This window comes from Streptomyces sp. V3I8 (assembly GCF_030817535.1).
Taxonomy (GTDB): Bacteria; Actinomycetota; Actinomycetes; order Streptomycetales; family Streptomycetaceae; genus Streptomyces.
The window spans coordinates 2,717,291-2,731,518 of record NZ_JAUSZL010000002.1; the positions used below are offsets into that span (position 1 = coordinate 2,717,291).

Consider the following 14,228-nt stretch of genomic DNA (forward strand, 5'->3'; position numbering starts at 1 on the left):
TTGAGCCAGATGAGCCAGGCGGCACAGAACCTCAACTGGTTGATCACCAACTTCGTTGACAACACCCCCGGGGTGTCCCACACCGTCGTCGTTTCCGCCGACGGACTCCTTCTGGCGATGTCCGAGGGCTTCCCGCGCGACCGCGCCGACCAGCTCGCGGCCGTCGCCTCCGGACTCACGTCCCTGACCGCCGGTGCCTCGCGCATCTTCGAGGGCGGCACGGTGGCCCAGACCGTCGTCGAGATGGAACGGGGATTCCTGTTCCTGATGTCCATCTCGGACGGGTCGTCCCTCGCGGTCCTCTCCCACCCGGACTGCGACATCGGCCTCGTCGGGTACGAGATGGCTCTGCTCGTGGACCGTGCGGGCGCCGTGCTCACACCGGATCTGCGGGCGGAGCTCCAGGGCAGCCTGCTCCACTAGCAAGGTTCCACAGAAAACAGGAAAAACCGTCCGGCCGCCCTCCCCCCACCGGCCCCGTCAGACGGCACGACTGACCGACTTGCTGTCCCGCCCGGAGGATCCATGACCCCGCCCACCGCCTCTCATGATCCGTACGCACATTCGTACGAGGACGAGGGCGACCAGCCGCTGGTACGTCCGTACGCGATGACCGGCGGCCGGACCCGGCCGCGCTACCAGCTCGCCATAGAGGCACTGATCAGCACGACGGCCGATCCGGCAGCGCTCATGGGGCTGCTCCCCGAGCACCAGCGGATCTGCCACCTCTGCCGTGAAGTCAAGTCGGTGGCCGAGGTCTCGGCCCTGTTGTCCATGCCCCTGGGTGTGGCACGTATTCTCGTCGCGGACCTCGCGGAGGCCGGACTCGTCGCGATCCACCAGCCGGGTGGCGACGAAAGCAATGGTGGCGCCCCGGCCGTGACACTGCTCGAAAGGGTGCTCAGTGGACTTCGCAAGCTCTGACGGAGGGCGGGCGACCACCTCCGCGAAGATCGTTGTGGCGGGTGGCTTCGGCGTCGGCAAGACCACGTTCGTGGGTGCCGTCTCCGAGATCAACCCGCTGCGCACCGAGGCCGTGATGACGTCCGCCTCGGCCGGCATCGACGACCTCACCCACACCGGGGACAAGACGACGACCACCGTCGCCATGGACTTCGGCCGCATCACCCTGGACCAGGACCTGATCCTGTACCTCTTCGGTACGCCGGGTCAGGACCGCTTCTGGTTCATGTGGGACGACCTCGTGCGCGGCGCGATCGGCGCCGTCGTCCTGGTCGACACCCGCAGGCTCGCCGACTGCTTCCCCGCGGTCGACTACTTCGAGAACAGCGGGCTGCCGTTCGTCATCGCCCTCAACGGCTTCGACGGACACCAGCCCTACACTCCCGAAGAGGTCCGCGAGGCATTGCAGATCGGGCCCGACGCCCCGATCATCACCACGGACGCCCGCCACCGTTCGGACGCCAAGAGCGCGCTGATCACCCTGGTCGAGCACGCGCTGATGGCGCGCCTGCGGTAGGGCCCGCCTGGAGGGACGATGTCCCGGCGATCAAGTCGGCACAGCCGTACCGAAGTTGTCGTAGCCGTACCGGAGCCGGTGGTGTCCTTTGACACGACCGGCCCCGGTGTTCATAACGTTTCGACAGAGATATCGCGTGGCGCGGCCACGCGTCGCGGTCGCCTGGTGCCGCTGTGCAAACAAAAGCCCCGCCTTTTGGCGGGGCTCGTTCTTTATGACCGTTTTATCTGCGGCCCACGTCACCCGGAATCTTGAGTTCCGAGTGTTTGGAAGAGCCCATACTGACGTGCTGGAATGCCAGAACTGCCCAGTAGTAAGGGCCGGAAGACATACCCGGCACGACGCAGGTGCCGAGCCGAGAGGTTGTTGGTCGAGTGAGGCGAAGCAAGAACGGTCCCGAGCCGTCGGCACGGGGCAACTTCACCCCGCCGCCGCGCGGAGCGGTACCCGCACATGTGCCCGGCTCGGAGCCGACGGCCCCACCCCCGCCCAGCGGCGGCCGTTTCTCCCCGCGCAACTGGCGTGTACCGACCAGGCTGAACGCGATCCTGCTCATACCCGTGGTCGTCGGCCTCGTCATGGGCGGCTTCCAGGTGAAGAGCTCGATCGACACCTGGCAGGAGGCCGAGGACGCGCAGAACACCGCGCGCCTGGTCCGCGCCGCCCTGACCTACGGCGACAAGCTGTACTCCGAGCGCGACATCACGGCCGCTCCCCTGCTGCAGGGCGACGGTGACAAGGACGCGACCGTCGTCAAGGCCCGCCGCGAGACCGACACCGCCGCCGCCGCCTTCAACGAGGCGGTCAAGAGCATGCCCGCGAAGGCCGGCCTCGAACGCCGCCTCGGCATCTTCCGCCAGCAGGAGCCCAAGCTCGCCGCGCTGCGCCAGGCCGCGTACACCACGAAGCTCAAGGGCGTGGAGACCGAAGAGGGCTACGTCGAGATCCAGCACCCGCTGATGGAGTTCGCCAACGAACTCGGTCTGGGTACCGGAAACATCACCAGCTACGGCCGTACGGTCTACGCGATCTCCCTCTCCAAGGCCGCCCTCTCGCTCCAGCGCTCCATCGGCATGCACCTGCTGATCAAGCCGGGCCCGTCCGACGAGAGCCTGGGCAAGCAGCGGGTCGCCCTCACCTCCTACGCCTACCTCGAGGGCATCGCCGTCGAGGAGTACATCGGCGGTGGCACCGAGGCGGACGCCGCCAAGCTCGACGAGGCGAAGAAGCGGATCGAGACCGAGGGCGCCGCGCAGGCCAAGGAGGCGGCCGCGGCCGCCGAGGCCAACGACCAGACCTACGTCCCGCCGCCGTCCAACCCCACCGCGATGGTCAGCGGTCTCGGCACCCTCGCGTCGACCGACGCCAGTGCCCGGGTCGCGCTCGCCGGCCGGGGTGTCACGGCCGAGAACTGGTGGGCGGTCAACACCGCCAAGTACAACGCCTACCGCACCATCGAGGCGGACCTCGCGGACAAGGCCGTGGCCGAGGCCTCGACCATCGCCTCCGACGCCAAGCGTGACGCCTTCATCACCGGTGCCGCCGTCGTCGTCGCCCTGCTCGCCGCCTTCATCCTGGCCGGCATGGTGGCCCGCCAGATGAGCCGCGCGATGCGCCAGCTGCGCAACGCGGCCTTCGGTGTCGCCGAACAGCGCCTGCCGATGCTGGTCGACCAGCTCTCGCGCACCGACCCGGGCCGCGTGGACACCCGGGTCCAGCCCATCCCGATCACCACCACGGACGAGATCGGCGAGGTCGCCCGCGCCTTCGACCAGGTCCACCGTGAGGCCGTCCGGCTCGCCGCCGAGCAGGCCCTGCTGCGGGGCAACATCAACGCGATCTTCACCAACCTGTCGCGCCGCAACCAGTCGCTGATCGAGGGCCAGCTGACCCTGATCACCGACCTGGAGAACAACGAGGCCGATCCGGACCAGCTGGAGAGCCTCTTCCGGCTGGACCACCTCGCGACCCGTATGCGCCGCAACGGCGAGAACCTCCTGGTCCTCGCCGGTGAGGAGCCGGGCCGCCGCTGGGACCAGCCGGTCCCGCTGGTCGACGTGCTGCGCGCCGCCTCCTCCGAGGTGGAGCAGTACGAGCGCGTCGAGCTGTCCGGTGTCCCGGAGGCCGAGATCCACGGCCGCGCCGTGACCGACCTCGTGCACCTGCTCGCCGAGCTGCTGGAGAACGCCACCACGTTCTCCTCCCCGCAGACCAAGGTCCGCGTCACCGCGACCCGGCTGCCGGACGGCCGCATCATGGTCGAGATCCACGACAAGGGCATCGGCCTCACCGCCGAGGACTTCGCGGACATCAACCACAAGCTGGCCAACCCGCCGACCGTGGACGCCGCGATCTCGCAGCGCATGGGCCTCTTCGTGGTCGGCCGGTTGTCCGAACGGCACGGCATCCGCGTCCAGCTGCGCCCCTCGGGCGAGCAGGCCGGCACCACCTCGCTCGTCATGCTCCCCGACGCGATCACCCACGGCGGTGGCGGCGACCACCAGACGCCGCGCGACGACTTCACGGTCTCGCAGATCATGCCGGAGCACGAGCAACAGCAGCAGCCGCCGCAGCAGCAGCCGTTCCAGGGCGGCGAGCAGTTCCAGAGCGTCCAGCCGCCGCCCCTGCGGACGGCCGCCGAACTGGGCTTCGACGACAGCCGCTACAACCCCGAGGTACCGGACGACATACGTGAGCTGGACCCGGTGGGCCGCTCGCTGGTCCGTGAGGAGCGCCGCGCGGCGCTGGAGGCCCAGACCCAGGACGGCGAGGCCGAGGCCCCGTCCTTCCAGGGCGAGTTCGACCCCCAGCAGGCCTACGACAGCGGCGCCCAGACGTACGAGAACGGCCAGGCCGCGTTCGACGGCGCGCCCGCCGCGTACACCGAGGCTCCCGCGTACGACCAGCAGACGCCGTACGAGGGCCAGCAGCAGACGCCGTACGACGAGACGTACTTCCCGCAGGCCGGGACCGGGATCCACCAGGACCAGCCCTACGCGGAGCCGGTCCAGGAGGGTCAGCAGCCGGTCCAGGCCGCCGGGCAGGACGGGTTCACGCCCTTCGAGCAGCAGTCCTACCAGGACGACTGGCCGCAGCAGAACACGTACCAGAACGGCTATTCGACCGAGTACGCTCCCGAAGCGGAGTCCGCACAGGCCGCTGACGTGGCCGAGCAGGACCGCGTAGGCTTCGATGTTCCGGGACCGGTTCCCTCCAGCGGCCCCCGAGCTGACCGACGCCGGGCTTCCGCGCCGCGGAACCACCGACGCCGGACTCCCCCGCCGCGGAGCCACCGCGGGCGGCCCGCAGTCCGGGGGCCAGGCGTCACCGGCACCCTTCGCGAACAACGACAACAGCACGAACGGCGGCGGCAGCGGTACCGGCAAGGGCGACTGGCGGTCGAACAACGACCAGATGTGGCACCGGGCCGAAGCGCTGAAGCAGCCCAAGGCGGGCGGGGTCACCCCCTCCGGCCTGCCGCGGCGCGTGCCCAAGGCCAATCTGGTCGAGGGCACCGCGGAATCGACCCCACAGGGAGGCCCCCAGGTCTCCCGCGCTCCCGAGGACGTCCGGGGCAGGCTGAGCAAGCTGCGCAAGGGCGTTCAGCGGGGACGCAACGCAGGCAGCGATACGAACGGTCAGGGCCTCGGCCCTGACAGCACCTACAACCAGGAGCGTTAGTGTGAGCCCGATGAGCCAGGCGGCACAGAACCTGAACTGGTTGATCACCAATTTCGTGGACAACACCCCAGGGGTGTCGCACACGGTGGTGGTCTCCGCCGACGGACTCCTTCTGGCGATGTCCGAAGGGTTCCCGCGTGACCGTGCCGACCAGCTGGCGGCCGTCGCGTCGGGCCTGACCTCACTGACCGCGGGCGCGTCCCGCATCTTCGAGGGCGGGCAGGTGAATCAGACGGTTGTGGAGATGGAGCGGGGATTCCTCTTCCTCATGTCCATCTCCGACGGTTCCTCGCTCGCGGTTCTCGCACATCCGGAAGCGGACATCGGTCTCGTCGGGTACGAGATGGCCCTTCTGGTCGACCGTGCCGGTACCGTCCTCACGCCGGATCTGCGTGCCGAGCTCCAGGGGAGCCTTCTCAACTAACAGACAACCGATACGTTTTGACGTCCCGTGCCCGTAAGGTTTCGGGACGCGGCTCCATATTGATGGGCCCGGCACATACGGAGGAGGAGAAAGTGGCGACACCCCCAGGCGGTTCGTCTTCGGGCAACTGGTCCTACGGCCAGGGCCAGGGCGGCGACGGTTCGCCGAACCGGTACAACTTCCCCTCCGCGCCGAGCCCCCGACGCCAGCAGCCGTACTCTCCCCAGGGTCCGGGCCCTTCTCCTTACGACCAGCCGCAGGCACCGCGCATCCAGCCCGTGCAGCCGCAGCGGCGCTCGCCCGAACCGTCTCCCGCGGGGAGCGCCGGCAATCCGCTGGTACGTCCCTACGCGATGACGGGCGGCCGTACCAGGCCGCGGTACCAGCTCGCCATCGAGGCACTGGTGCACACCACCGCGCAGCCGCATCAGATGCAGGGGCAGTTGCCCGAGCATCAGCGGATCTGCAACCTCTGCCGGGAGATCAAGTCGGTGGCCGAGATCTCGGCCCTGCTGACGATCCCTCTCGGTGTGGCCAGAATCCTCGTCGCCGACTTGGCGGAAGCGGGCCTGGTCGCCATCCATCAGCCCGGCGGCGACGAGAGCGCCGGCGGTCAGCCAGACGTGACTTTGCTCGAAAGGGTGCTCAGTGGACTTCGCAAGCTCTAGCGGAGGGCCTTCCCGCTCCACCACATCCGCGAAAATCGTGGTGGCGGGTGGCTTCGGCGTGGGCAAGACCACGTTCGTCGGGGCCGTCTCGGAGATCAACCCGCTGCGTACCGAGGCCGTGATGACGTCCGCTTCGGCGGGCATCGACGACCTCACCCACACCGGGGACAAAACCACCACGACGGTGGCCATGGACTTCGGCCGTATCACCCTGGACCAGGACCTGATCCTGTACCTCTTCGGTACGCCGGGTCAGGACCGCTTCTGGTTCATGTGGGACGACCTGGTGCGCGGCGCGATCGGCGCGATCGTGCTCGTCGACACGCGTCGGCTCGCCGACTGCTTCCCCGCGGTCGACTACTTCGAGAACAGCGGGCTGCCGTTCGTCATCGCCCTCAACGGCTTCGACGGCAGCCAGCCGTACAACCCGGACGAGGTCCGGGAGGCGCTGCAGATCGGCCCCGACACGCCGATCATCACGACGGACGCGCGGCACCGGGCGGACGCGAAGTCGGCGCTCATCACGCTGGTGGAGCACGCGCTGATGGCGCGCCTGCGGTAGCCTGCGGCGCCGCCCGGCTCTGGAAAAGGGGCCCCTCTCTCGGAGAGGGGCCCCTTTTCCGTGCCTCATGCCGCGTACATCGTCGGCTGCGGCCCGGTGGGGGCTTGCCGCGCAGTTCCCCGCGCCCCTAAAAGACCCCGGGCGCTCGTCGGCCCTGCTTCAGGGGCGCGGGGAACTGCGCGAACGGCCCCCACCCGGCCGCGGACGAGGGCATACGGAAGGGCCCCCTCCCAGAAGGAGGGGGCCCTTCCAAAGGGCTCAGCGCCAGCTGTGCGGGGCGCGGAAGCCGGGCTCGCGCTCCAGGCGGCGCCAGCCGGCGCGGGCGCGGCCACGGTGGGCCGGGGCGGCGTCCGTCGGGGCGGCGGCGGCGCGGGCCAGCAGGATCGCCGTGACCGCGGCGACCTCCTCGGGACCGGCCTGGCCCTTCTCGACGCGGATGTCGGGCATGTCCATAGGTGTCAGTCTCCGGGAGAGAGGGGTACGTGGGGTTGCCGTGACGGGTCCGCCGTATGACGGCTGCGGCTACTGCGGCGGGTTGCCGTGCTTGCGCGACGGCAGGTCCGCGTGCTTCGTGCGGAGCATCGCCAGGGACCGGATCAGGATCTCGCGGGTCTCCGCGGGGTCGATGACGTCGTCGACCAGGCCGCGCTCGGCCGCGTAGTAGGGGTGCATCAGCTCGGACTTGTACTCCTTGACCATGCGCACGCGCATCGCCTCGGAGTCGTCCGCGTCCGCGATCTGGCGGCGGAAGATGACGTTGGCGGCGCCCTCGGCGCCCATCACGGCGATCTCGTTGGTGGGCCAGGCGTAGGTGAGGTCGGCGCCGATGGACTGGCTGTCCATGACGATGTACGCGCCCCCGTAGGCCTTGCGCAGGATCAGGGAGATCCGTGGCACGGTGGCGTTGCAGTAGGCGTAGAGCAGTTTGGCGCCGTGGCGGATGATTCCGCCGTGCTCCTGGTCGACACCGGGCAGGAAGCCCGGTACGTCCAGCAGCGTCACGATCGGGATATTGAAAGCGTCGCACATCTGGACGAAGCGCGCAGCTTTCTCCGACGCCTCGATGTCCAGGACGCCCGCCAGGGCCTGCGGCTGGTTGGCGACGATGCCGACGACCTGGCCGTCGAGCCGCGCCAGGGCGCAGATGATGTTGCGGGCCCAGCGCTCGTGGATCTCCAGGTAGTCGCCGTCGTCGACGAGCTCCTCGATGACCTTGGTCATGTCGTACGGGCGGCTGCCGTCCGCGGGCACGAGGTCCAGGAACACGTCCGAGCGGCGGTCCGGCTCGTCGTCGGTGTGCGCGACCGGCGGGTTCTCGCGGTTGTTCTGCGGCAGCATCGACAGCAGGTAGCGGACCTCCGCGATGCAGGTCTCCTCGTCGTCGTACGCGAAGTGCGCCACGCCGCTCGTCTCGGCGTGGACGTCGGCGCCGCCGAGGCCGTTCTGGGTGATCTCCTCGCCGGTGACCGCCTTGACGACGTCGGGGCCGGTGATGAACATCTGCGAGGTCTCGCGGACCATGAAGACGAAGTCGGTCAGCGCGGGGCTGTAGGCCGCGCCGCCCGCGCACGGGCCGAGCATCACCGAGATCTGCGGGATGACGCCGGAGGCGCGGGTGTTGCGCTGGAAGATGCCGCCGTAGCCGGCGAGCGCGGAGACGCCCTCCTGGATGCGGGCGCCCGCGCCGTCGTTGAGGGACACCAGCGGCGCCCCGGCCGCGATGGCCATGTCCATGATCTTGTGGATCTTCGTGGCGTGGGCCTCGCCCAGCGCGCCGCCGAAGATCCGGAAGTCGTGCGCGTACACGAAGACCGTGCGGCCCTCGACCGTGCCCCAGCCGGTCACGACACCGTCGGTGTACGGCCGCTTGGCCTCCAGACCGAAGCCGGTCGCCCGGTGCCGGCGCAACTGCTCGACCTCGTTGAACGAGCCCTCGTCCAGCAGCAGCTCGATCCGCTCCCGCGAGGTCAGCTTGCCCTTGGCGTGCTGCGCCGCGGTCGCCTTGTCACTGGGTCCGCGAAGGGCTTCCGCACGGATCGCCTGCAGCTCGGCCACACGCCCGCGGGAGTCGGCGGGCTCGCCGGTCGAGGATTCGGTCTCGTCCAAAACGGTCATGTAGCGACCTTACGAAGTCCACCAAGGAAACGGGTCCGTCGACTCCGTACAGTCTCCAGACCGTTTTACTGGTAGCACCGAACATAACCCCGGCCGTGTGCAGGCGATCCGACTGCTCAGGAGGGCCGGGGCTTGTAGAGGTCGGACAAGACGGTCAGCTGAGAGCCACCTCACATCCGAGCGTCTCACATGCCTTCCCCGGAGTGACGCGCAGCCTCAGCCGGCGGCCGGTGGCGAGCACCTCGACGCCCGGTGCGGCCCGCAGGACCCTGCGCACGGGCTGGTCCCAGACGACCTCCAGGGCCTCTCCGGTGCGCGGCGGTTCACTCACGTGGACCGTGGCGGTGCGGTCCCGGCGGCGTACGAGCACGCTCGCGGCGGCCGTGGCGGTGAGCGGGCCGGCCGTCTCCGGCCGCCAGAAGTTGGCCGCGAGCAGTCCCAGGGCCGGCACGGACACGGCCTGGCGGCCGGAGTCGTTGGCCAGGACCGACCACCGGTGCCGGCCGGCGGCACGGGCGGCGGCCGTACGGCGCGAGGCGCCGGGCAGCACGGCGTAGGCGTACGTGGCGTCCACCGGGTCGGTGCCGTGGTCCAGCCAGAGCGTCTGCCAGCGGCGGGTGCGGCGTTCGGCGGAACTGGTGGTGTTGATGTCGGACCAGGCGCCGGTGCGGTCCTCCCGGAGGGTGCGCACGGTCGCCCCGTCGAGGACCACCCAGCCTCCGTGGCCCTCCAGATGGGCCCAGCCGGGGCCGCGTACGAAGGTCTGGGTGCCGCCCTCCCCCAGGTTCCTGTTGTCGACGATCGTCTCGACCGGGACGCCGTCCGTGGCGGTGATCCCCGCCCCGAGGCAGACGATCGCGTCGTCGAGGCAGAACCACGACTTGCGGGCCTGCAGGGTCGAGCCGAGACCCGACAGGTGCTGCCCGACAGCCGCGTACCGTCCGTCGGTCGTGCCGCCGACCCAGCGCACCGCGGGCTTCGGCTCGCCCCACTCGCCGCCCGCCCGGTCCGCGAGCCGCTTGGTGGACACGGTCGTGCCGGGGAGCCGGTACCAGTCGACGGTCGGCCAGAACCAGTCGGTGTACTGGTCGGAGCGGCGCCGTCCGGCCCACCAGTAGAGCATTCCGGCGCCGGTGTGCCAGCCGCGCGGGTTCTCGCCGTTGCCGCACTCGTAGTGCGCGATCCGCTCGCTCGCCATGGCGATGTTCGCGGTGAAGCCGGCCCTGGAGTCTCCCCTGGAACCGGTACCGGAACCGGTGCCGGTGCCTGTGCCGGTGCCTGAACCACGGTGGACGGCCCGGTCCATGGCGGCGAAGAGGTGGTGGCCGGGCGGCTCGGGGGCGGCCGGCAGGGCCGAGCCGGCGACGGCGTGCAGCCGGGCCAGGTCGGCCACGCCGAACTGCCGGGCCGTCAGGATTGGGGTGACGGTGTCCCGCTCGATCCAGCCCTTGATCCGCCCCTGCCAGCGCTCACGCTCCGGCGCGCTCGCACCCTGGGCGAGGAGCGCGATCGCGGCGATCAGCGCCTGGCCGTGGAAGTGGTCGCCGCGCATGATCTGCCGGTCGTCGCTCTTCAGGTAACCCCGGCTGATCGCACGGCCGTTGACGCTGTCCATCATCAGCCCGTCGTGGATCAGCGGCGCGTAGGCCTTCTCCACGCTGTCGAGGACGATCTGTCTGCCGGGGTCGGTCACCTCCCACGGCGACCCGGCGAGCAGCGCGAAGAGCCGGCCGAGCCCATCGAGCATGACCTGCCCGTACGTCCCCGAGTACGCGACCCAGGTGTGCTGGACGAACGACCCGTCGGCGTAGAGCCCGTCGCCCTTCGTGACGTACGGGAAGACCGGCGAGAGCGCGTCCCGGGCGAGGGCGATCTTCTCCGGGGCGCGGCCGAGGATGCCGCGCAGGGCGACGGAGCGGCACAGGTCGACGCGGTTGGCGCCGGTCGAGGTGCCGGTGTAGTCGCCGAGCATGCTGTCCGGGACGAAGTGGTCGACGGCGGCGCAGGCCGCGGAGACCTGCGCCTGGGTGAGGCGGCCGTACAGGGTGGCCACGATGTCCATGAGGAGGCGCGGACTGCCGATCTGCCACTCCCACCAGTTGCCGTAGCGGGTGGTGGCGGGGTGGTAGACGGTCGCCGAGAGGTGGTCCAGGCCGCGCAGGACGTCCGCGAGCAGCCCGGCGTCACCGGTGGACCCGGTGCCCTCCTGGACGTACGCCTGCGTCATCGTCCATAGCCTGCCGTAACTCTGGGTGATACCGGCCGGCGGGTCGTACGGGTGGCCGGGCCACAGCGAGTCCGCCGTCGGCGCCATGGACGCCCCGAAGCCCCGGGCCAGCTCGCCGGTCTCGGCGAGGCGGTCGGCGTACGGCTGGGCCGCCGGGTCGTAGCCGGCGCCGAGGGCGATCTCCAGCCAGCGGCGGCGGAGGGTGTCGTACGGGTCGTCGTCCGCCGCGTGGGCGGTGGCGTGTGCGGCGGCGGTGGTCGCGAGGAGCGGGGCGCCCGTGGTGAGCGCCGCCGCCAGCAGGAACGTACGGCGGGTGGGAGTCATCTCCTGGGTCTCCCGGCTGCCCTAGCAGCCGCCGCAGTTGTAGTACAGGACGTCCCAGTGGTTGCCCTCGTCCGCGTAGATGTTGCCCGACCCGGACTGGTACTGCGGGGCCCCGTCGCCGCGCACGCCGATGTAGGTGAACGTGTTCTTGACGTAGTTCGTGACGCAGGTGCTCTTGGCGTAGTCGAGCTTGTAGCCGTTCCAGTGGGAGTAGGTGCCGCTCGCGTGGCCGGTCTCGGTGCCGCCGGTGATGTTGAGCGCGCAGCCGGTGGCGCTCTTCAGCGTCTGGGCGCCCTGGGCGGTGGCCAGGTTGAGCTGTGTGAAGGACGTACAGGTGGGGGTGTTGCGGTCCGAGCAGCCGCCGGAGGACGACCAGGTGATGCCTGACCGGCTGAACATCGAGGTCGCGGTGGCGTGGCTGATCTTCGTGACGGCGGCCGCGTCGGGCGCGGCGGCGGCTCCCGTGGCGCCGCCGAGCACGACGGCGGCGGGTGCGGCGAGGAGGAGGGTGAGGGCGCTCAGGGCGGAGCGGAGCTTCATGCGGGGCCTTTCCTGCGGATGACCGTGCCGGCGACGGGCGTGCCGGCTGGGGGATTCGGACGGCGGTGCAGGCGGAGCAAGGCGATGGTGCCCGAGGTCTACACGTGTCCACCAGGGGTCCGGCGGACGACCTTAGGAGTAGACCAATGACAACTTGGCGTAATCAGGACAACACGTCGCGGGCACAGTTGAAACCCGTAGGGAATAGGTCTATGGTCGCCCTAGTTGAAAGTTAAACAGCTTCGGCACAGGGCCGGGGCTCGTCCCCCAAGGAGCTAGTCATGGGCATCTTCGGCCGCAAGGACACGAACGACACCACCACCACCGCGGCGCCCGCCGCCGTGAGCCCGGACCTGGCCGCCCTCACCGGCGACTACACGATCGACCCGGCCCACTCGACGATCGGTTTCGTCGCGCGCCACGCCATGGTGACGAACGTCAAGGGCGGCTTCGAGGAGTTCACCGGCAGCCTGCATCTGGACGGCGCGAACCCGGCGCTGTCGACGGCGACCATCGACGTCACGATGGACAGCATCAGCACCGGTTCCGCCGACCGTGACGGCCATCTGAAGAGCGCGGACTTCTTCAGGACGGAGGAGTTCCCCGCGATGACCTTCCGCTCCACCGCGACGGAGGCCCTCGGCGGCGACGACTACCGCATCACCGGCGACCTGACGATCCTCGGCACGACGAAGCCGCTCTCCATAGACCTGGAGTTCAACGGCGCCGCGAAGGACCCGTTCGGCAACGAGCGCGTCGGCTTCGAGGGCAAGGCCGAGATCCTGCGCTCCGACTGGGGCCTCACCTGGAACGCGGCGCTGGAGACCGGTGGCGTGCTCGTCTCCGACAAGATCAAGCTGACCTTCGACATCTCGGCGATCAAGAACGCCGCCTGATCCGGGACGGGTTCCGCCCCGTGTCCACCCGGTCGAGCGCGCCCGCCCTCCGGCTCCCAGCGAGCGGACGGCGGGCGCTCGGCTGTGCGGGCACGGGTGGGTAGAGGCGGGTGCGGGCGGGTCCGACCGGTCGCGCCCCGGGCCCGCGTCGGCGCCGCCGCCGGTCGTCCGGGGCGACGGGTTCCCGGCCGGTCGCCGTTCCGGTCGTCATGAGGTCCGGCGTCATGGACCGTATGAATCCGGCGTCGTGGACCGCCTGAACGGCCGCGATGCGCACGCATGGATCAGGATCGCCGCGTACGAAAACGCGGCGGGCCGGCCGCCCGCAGCCCCTTGCCGCCGTGCGGGGTTGACTGCGGGAACGCGGGATCGACCGGATGCCGTTCGTCGTCGCGGACGAGGTGCGGTGGGACCTCGCCTGCGGGCGGGACGAGGGCGGGCGGCCCCGCGGTTGGTTCCTCGTGCACGTGGCGGCGGACGCCCTGTGGCGGCTCGGACTGCATCCCGGACAGCCGGCCTCCCGCGTCGACGGGCCCTCGCCGCCCGGCTGGTGGCACGCCGCCGGTGAGCGGTACGCGCGCGGGAGGGAGCCGGTGGCCGGCCCCGGGGGCCGTGCGGATATATCCGTGCGGGGCCGGCGGGCCGCGCGTTAGCCTCCCGGCATGACATGGCTGCCCGCTGACTTCGTCCATCCGCTGCGCGTCGACGTGCCTGGCGGGTACCACCTGCGGCCGATCAGCGGGGCGGACGCCGCGATCGACTACCCGGCGGTGATGGGGTCGCGGGAGCGGCTCTGGTCGATCTTCGGGGAGGCCTGGGGCTGGCCCGCCGCCACCATCACGTACGAGGCCAACCGGGCGGACCTGGAACGGCACGCGGCCGAGATCGAGGCGCACGAGTCCTTCAACTACGTGCTGTTCGACGAGGCGGAGAGCGCCGAGTACGGGTGCGTCTACATCGATCCGCCGGAGAAGGCCGGCGCCGACGCCGAGATCTCCTGGTGGGTCGTCGACGACCGGGTGGGGACCCCGCTGGAGCGGGACCTGGACGCCTTCGTGCCGCGGTGGACCGCCGAGGCGTGGCCGTTCGAGCAGCCCCGGTTCGTCGGACGGGACCTGTCGTGGAAGGAGTGGCTGGCCCTGCCGGACCGGCCCTGACCGCGGACGGCGGGCGCACCGCCCGCGCGCCCCGTACGGGCCTGCGCGTCCTGGAGGCCCGTACGGGGCCCGGCTGACCGGATAGGACCGGCCTGTTCCCACCCCTTGTGGCGGCGCTCACAGCGTTCCCATAATCCCTCAACAGAAATTGACC

The 14,228-nt window shown here is 70.4% G+C and carries 12 protein-coding genes and 1 pseudogene; 9 read left to right on the forward strand and 4 right to left on the reverse strand.

Features of this window, described 5'->3' with window-relative positions:
- The first annotated feature begins 9 nt into the window (after positions 1 to 9).
- From QFZ75_RS11840 to QFZ75_RS11870, 7 genes and pseudogenes are all read left to right on the forward strand, one after another.
- Positions 10 to 423 (forward strand): roadblock/LC7 domain-containing protein, encoded by a 414-nt coding sequence (locus QFZ75_RS11840; RefSeq protein WP_055520031.1) that lies wholly within the window; start codon positions 10 to 12, stop codon positions 421 to 423.
- Between the two features lie 102 nt (positions 424 to 525).
- Positions 526 to 924 (forward strand): DUF742 domain-containing protein, encoded by a 399-nt coding sequence (locus tag QFZ75_RS11845; RefSeq protein ID WP_055520025.1) that lies wholly within the window; start codon positions 526 to 528, stop codon positions 922 to 924.
- The gene (locus tag QFZ75_RS11850) at positions 905 to 1,480 is read left to right on the forward strand and encodes an ATP/GTP-binding protein (RefSeq protein ID WP_055520027.1); all 576 of its coding nucleotides are present in this window, start codon (positions 905 to 907) and stop codon (positions 1,478 to 1,480) included. The genes QFZ75_RS11845 and QFZ75_RS11850 overlap by 20 nt, the downstream gene beginning before the upstream one ends.
- 374 nt (positions 1,481 to 1,854) lie before the next feature.
- A pseudogene (locus QFZ75_RS11855) lies at positions 1,855 to 5,161 on the forward strand (nitrate- and nitrite sensing domain-containing protein).
- 10 nt (positions 5,162 to 5,171) lie between these two features.
- Positions 5,172 to 5,585 carry a roadblock/LC7 domain-containing protein gene (locus QFZ75_RS11860; RefSeq protein WP_307536275.1) on the forward strand — a complete coding sequence of 138 codons (414 nt, stop codon included), beginning with the start codon at positions 5,172 to 5,174 and terminating at the stop codon, positions 5,583 to 5,585.
- Between the two features lie 92 nt (positions 5,586 to 5,677).
- A complete protein-coding gene (locus QFZ75_RS11865; protein WP_307536277.1) occupies positions 5,678 to 6,253 on the forward strand; it encodes a DUF742 domain-containing protein in 576 nt (191 codons plus the stop codon).
- Positions 6,234 to 6,815: an ATP/GTP-binding protein gene (locus tag QFZ75_RS11870; protein WP_006375305.1), complete on the forward strand. Its 582-nt coding sequence runs from the start codon at positions 6,234 to 6,236 to the stop codon at positions 6,813 to 6,815. The genes QFZ75_RS11865 and QFZ75_RS11870 overlap by 20 nt, the downstream gene beginning before the upstream one ends.
- A gap of 258 nt (positions 6,816 to 7,073) precedes the next feature.
- Here the strand turns inward: QFZ75_RS11870 and QFZ75_RS11875 are convergent, their stop codons facing one another.
- The 4 genes from QFZ75_RS11875 to QFZ75_RS11890 all read right to left on the reverse strand — a co-directional run bounded on the left by QFZ75_RS11875 (position 7,074) and on the right by QFZ75_RS11890 (position 12,021).
- Positions 7,074 to 7,268: an acyl-CoA carboxylase subunit epsilon gene (locus QFZ75_RS11875; RefSeq protein WP_307536279.1), complete on the reverse strand. Its 195-nt coding sequence runs from the start codon at positions 7,266 to 7,268 to the stop codon at positions 7,074 to 7,076.
- 69 nt (positions 7,269 to 7,337) lie between these two features.
- The gene (locus QFZ75_RS11880) at positions 7,338 to 8,930 is read right to left on the reverse strand and encodes an acyl-CoA carboxylase subunit beta (protein ID WP_307536281.1); all 1,593 of its coding nucleotides are present in this window, start codon (positions 8,928 to 8,930) and stop codon (positions 7,338 to 7,340) included.
- 154 nt (positions 8,931 to 9,084) lie between these two features.
- A complete protein-coding gene (locus QFZ75_RS11885) occupies positions 9,085 to 11,481 on the reverse strand; it encodes a polysaccharide lyase 8 family protein (protein WP_307536283.1) in 2,397 nt (798 codons plus the stop codon).
- Between the two features lie 21 nt (positions 11,482 to 11,502).
- The gene (locus QFZ75_RS11890) at positions 11,503 to 12,021 is read right to left on the reverse strand and encodes a hypothetical protein (RefSeq protein ID WP_307536285.1); all 519 of its coding nucleotides are present in this window, start codon (positions 12,019 to 12,021) and stop codon (positions 11,503 to 11,505) included.
- 281 nt (positions 12,022 to 12,302) lie between these two features.
- Here QFZ75_RS11890 and QFZ75_RS11895 point away from each other — a divergent pair, with 281 nt between their 5' ends.
- Together QFZ75_RS11895 and QFZ75_RS11900 are read left to right on the forward strand one after the other, a co-directional pair.
- Positions 12,303 to 12,917, forward strand: a complete 615-nt coding sequence (locus QFZ75_RS11895) for a YceI family protein (RefSeq protein WP_307536288.1) — start codon at positions 12,303 to 12,305, stop codon at positions 12,915 to 12,917.
- Between the two features lie 662 nt (positions 12,918 to 13,579).
- Positions 13,580 to 14,074 (forward strand): N-acetyltransferase, encoded by a 495-nt coding sequence (locus QFZ75_RS11900; RefSeq protein WP_307536291.1) that lies wholly within the window; start codon positions 13,580 to 13,582, stop codon positions 14,072 to 14,074.
- The last annotated feature ends 154 nt before the right edge of the window (positions 14,075 to 14,228 follow it).

Bases quoted from the DNA above. Each gene is read 5' to 3' on its own strand.
- QFZ75_RS11840 (WP_055520031.1), top strand. From the start codon at position 10: ATGAGCCAGGCGGCACAGAACCTCAACTGGTTGATCACCAACTTCGTT.
- QFZ75_RS11880 (WP_307536281.1), bottom strand. From the start codon at position 8,930: ATGACCGTTTTGGACGAGACCGAATCCTCGACCGGCGAGCCCGCCGAC.
- QFZ75_RS11895 (WP_307536288.1), top strand. From the start codon at position 12,303: ATGGGCATCTTCGGCCGCAAGGACACGAACGACACCACCACCACCGCG.
- QFZ75_RS11890 (WP_307536285.1), bottom strand. From the start codon at position 12,021: ATGAAGCTCCGCTCCGCCCTGAGCGCCCTCACCCTCCTCCTCGCCGCA.
- QFZ75_RS11885 (WP_307536283.1), bottom strand. From the start codon at position 11,481: ATGACTCCCACCCGCCGTACGTTCCTGCTGGCGGCGGCGCTCACCACG.
- QFZ75_RS11860 (WP_307536275.1), top strand. From the start codon at position 5,172: ATGAGCCAGGCGGCACAGAACCTGAACTGGTTGATCACCAATTTCGTG.
- QFZ75_RS11900 (WP_307536291.1), top strand. From the start codon at position 13,580: ATGACATGGCTGCCCGCTGACTTCGTCCATCCGCTGCGCGTCGACGTG.
- QFZ75_RS11875 (WP_307536279.1), bottom strand. From the start codon at position 7,268: ATGGACATGCCCGACATCCGCGTCGAGAAGGGCCAGGCCGGTCCCGAG.
- QFZ75_RS11845 (WP_055520025.1), top strand. From the start codon at position 526: ATGACCCCGCCCACCGCCTCTCATGATCCGTACGCACATTCGTACGAG.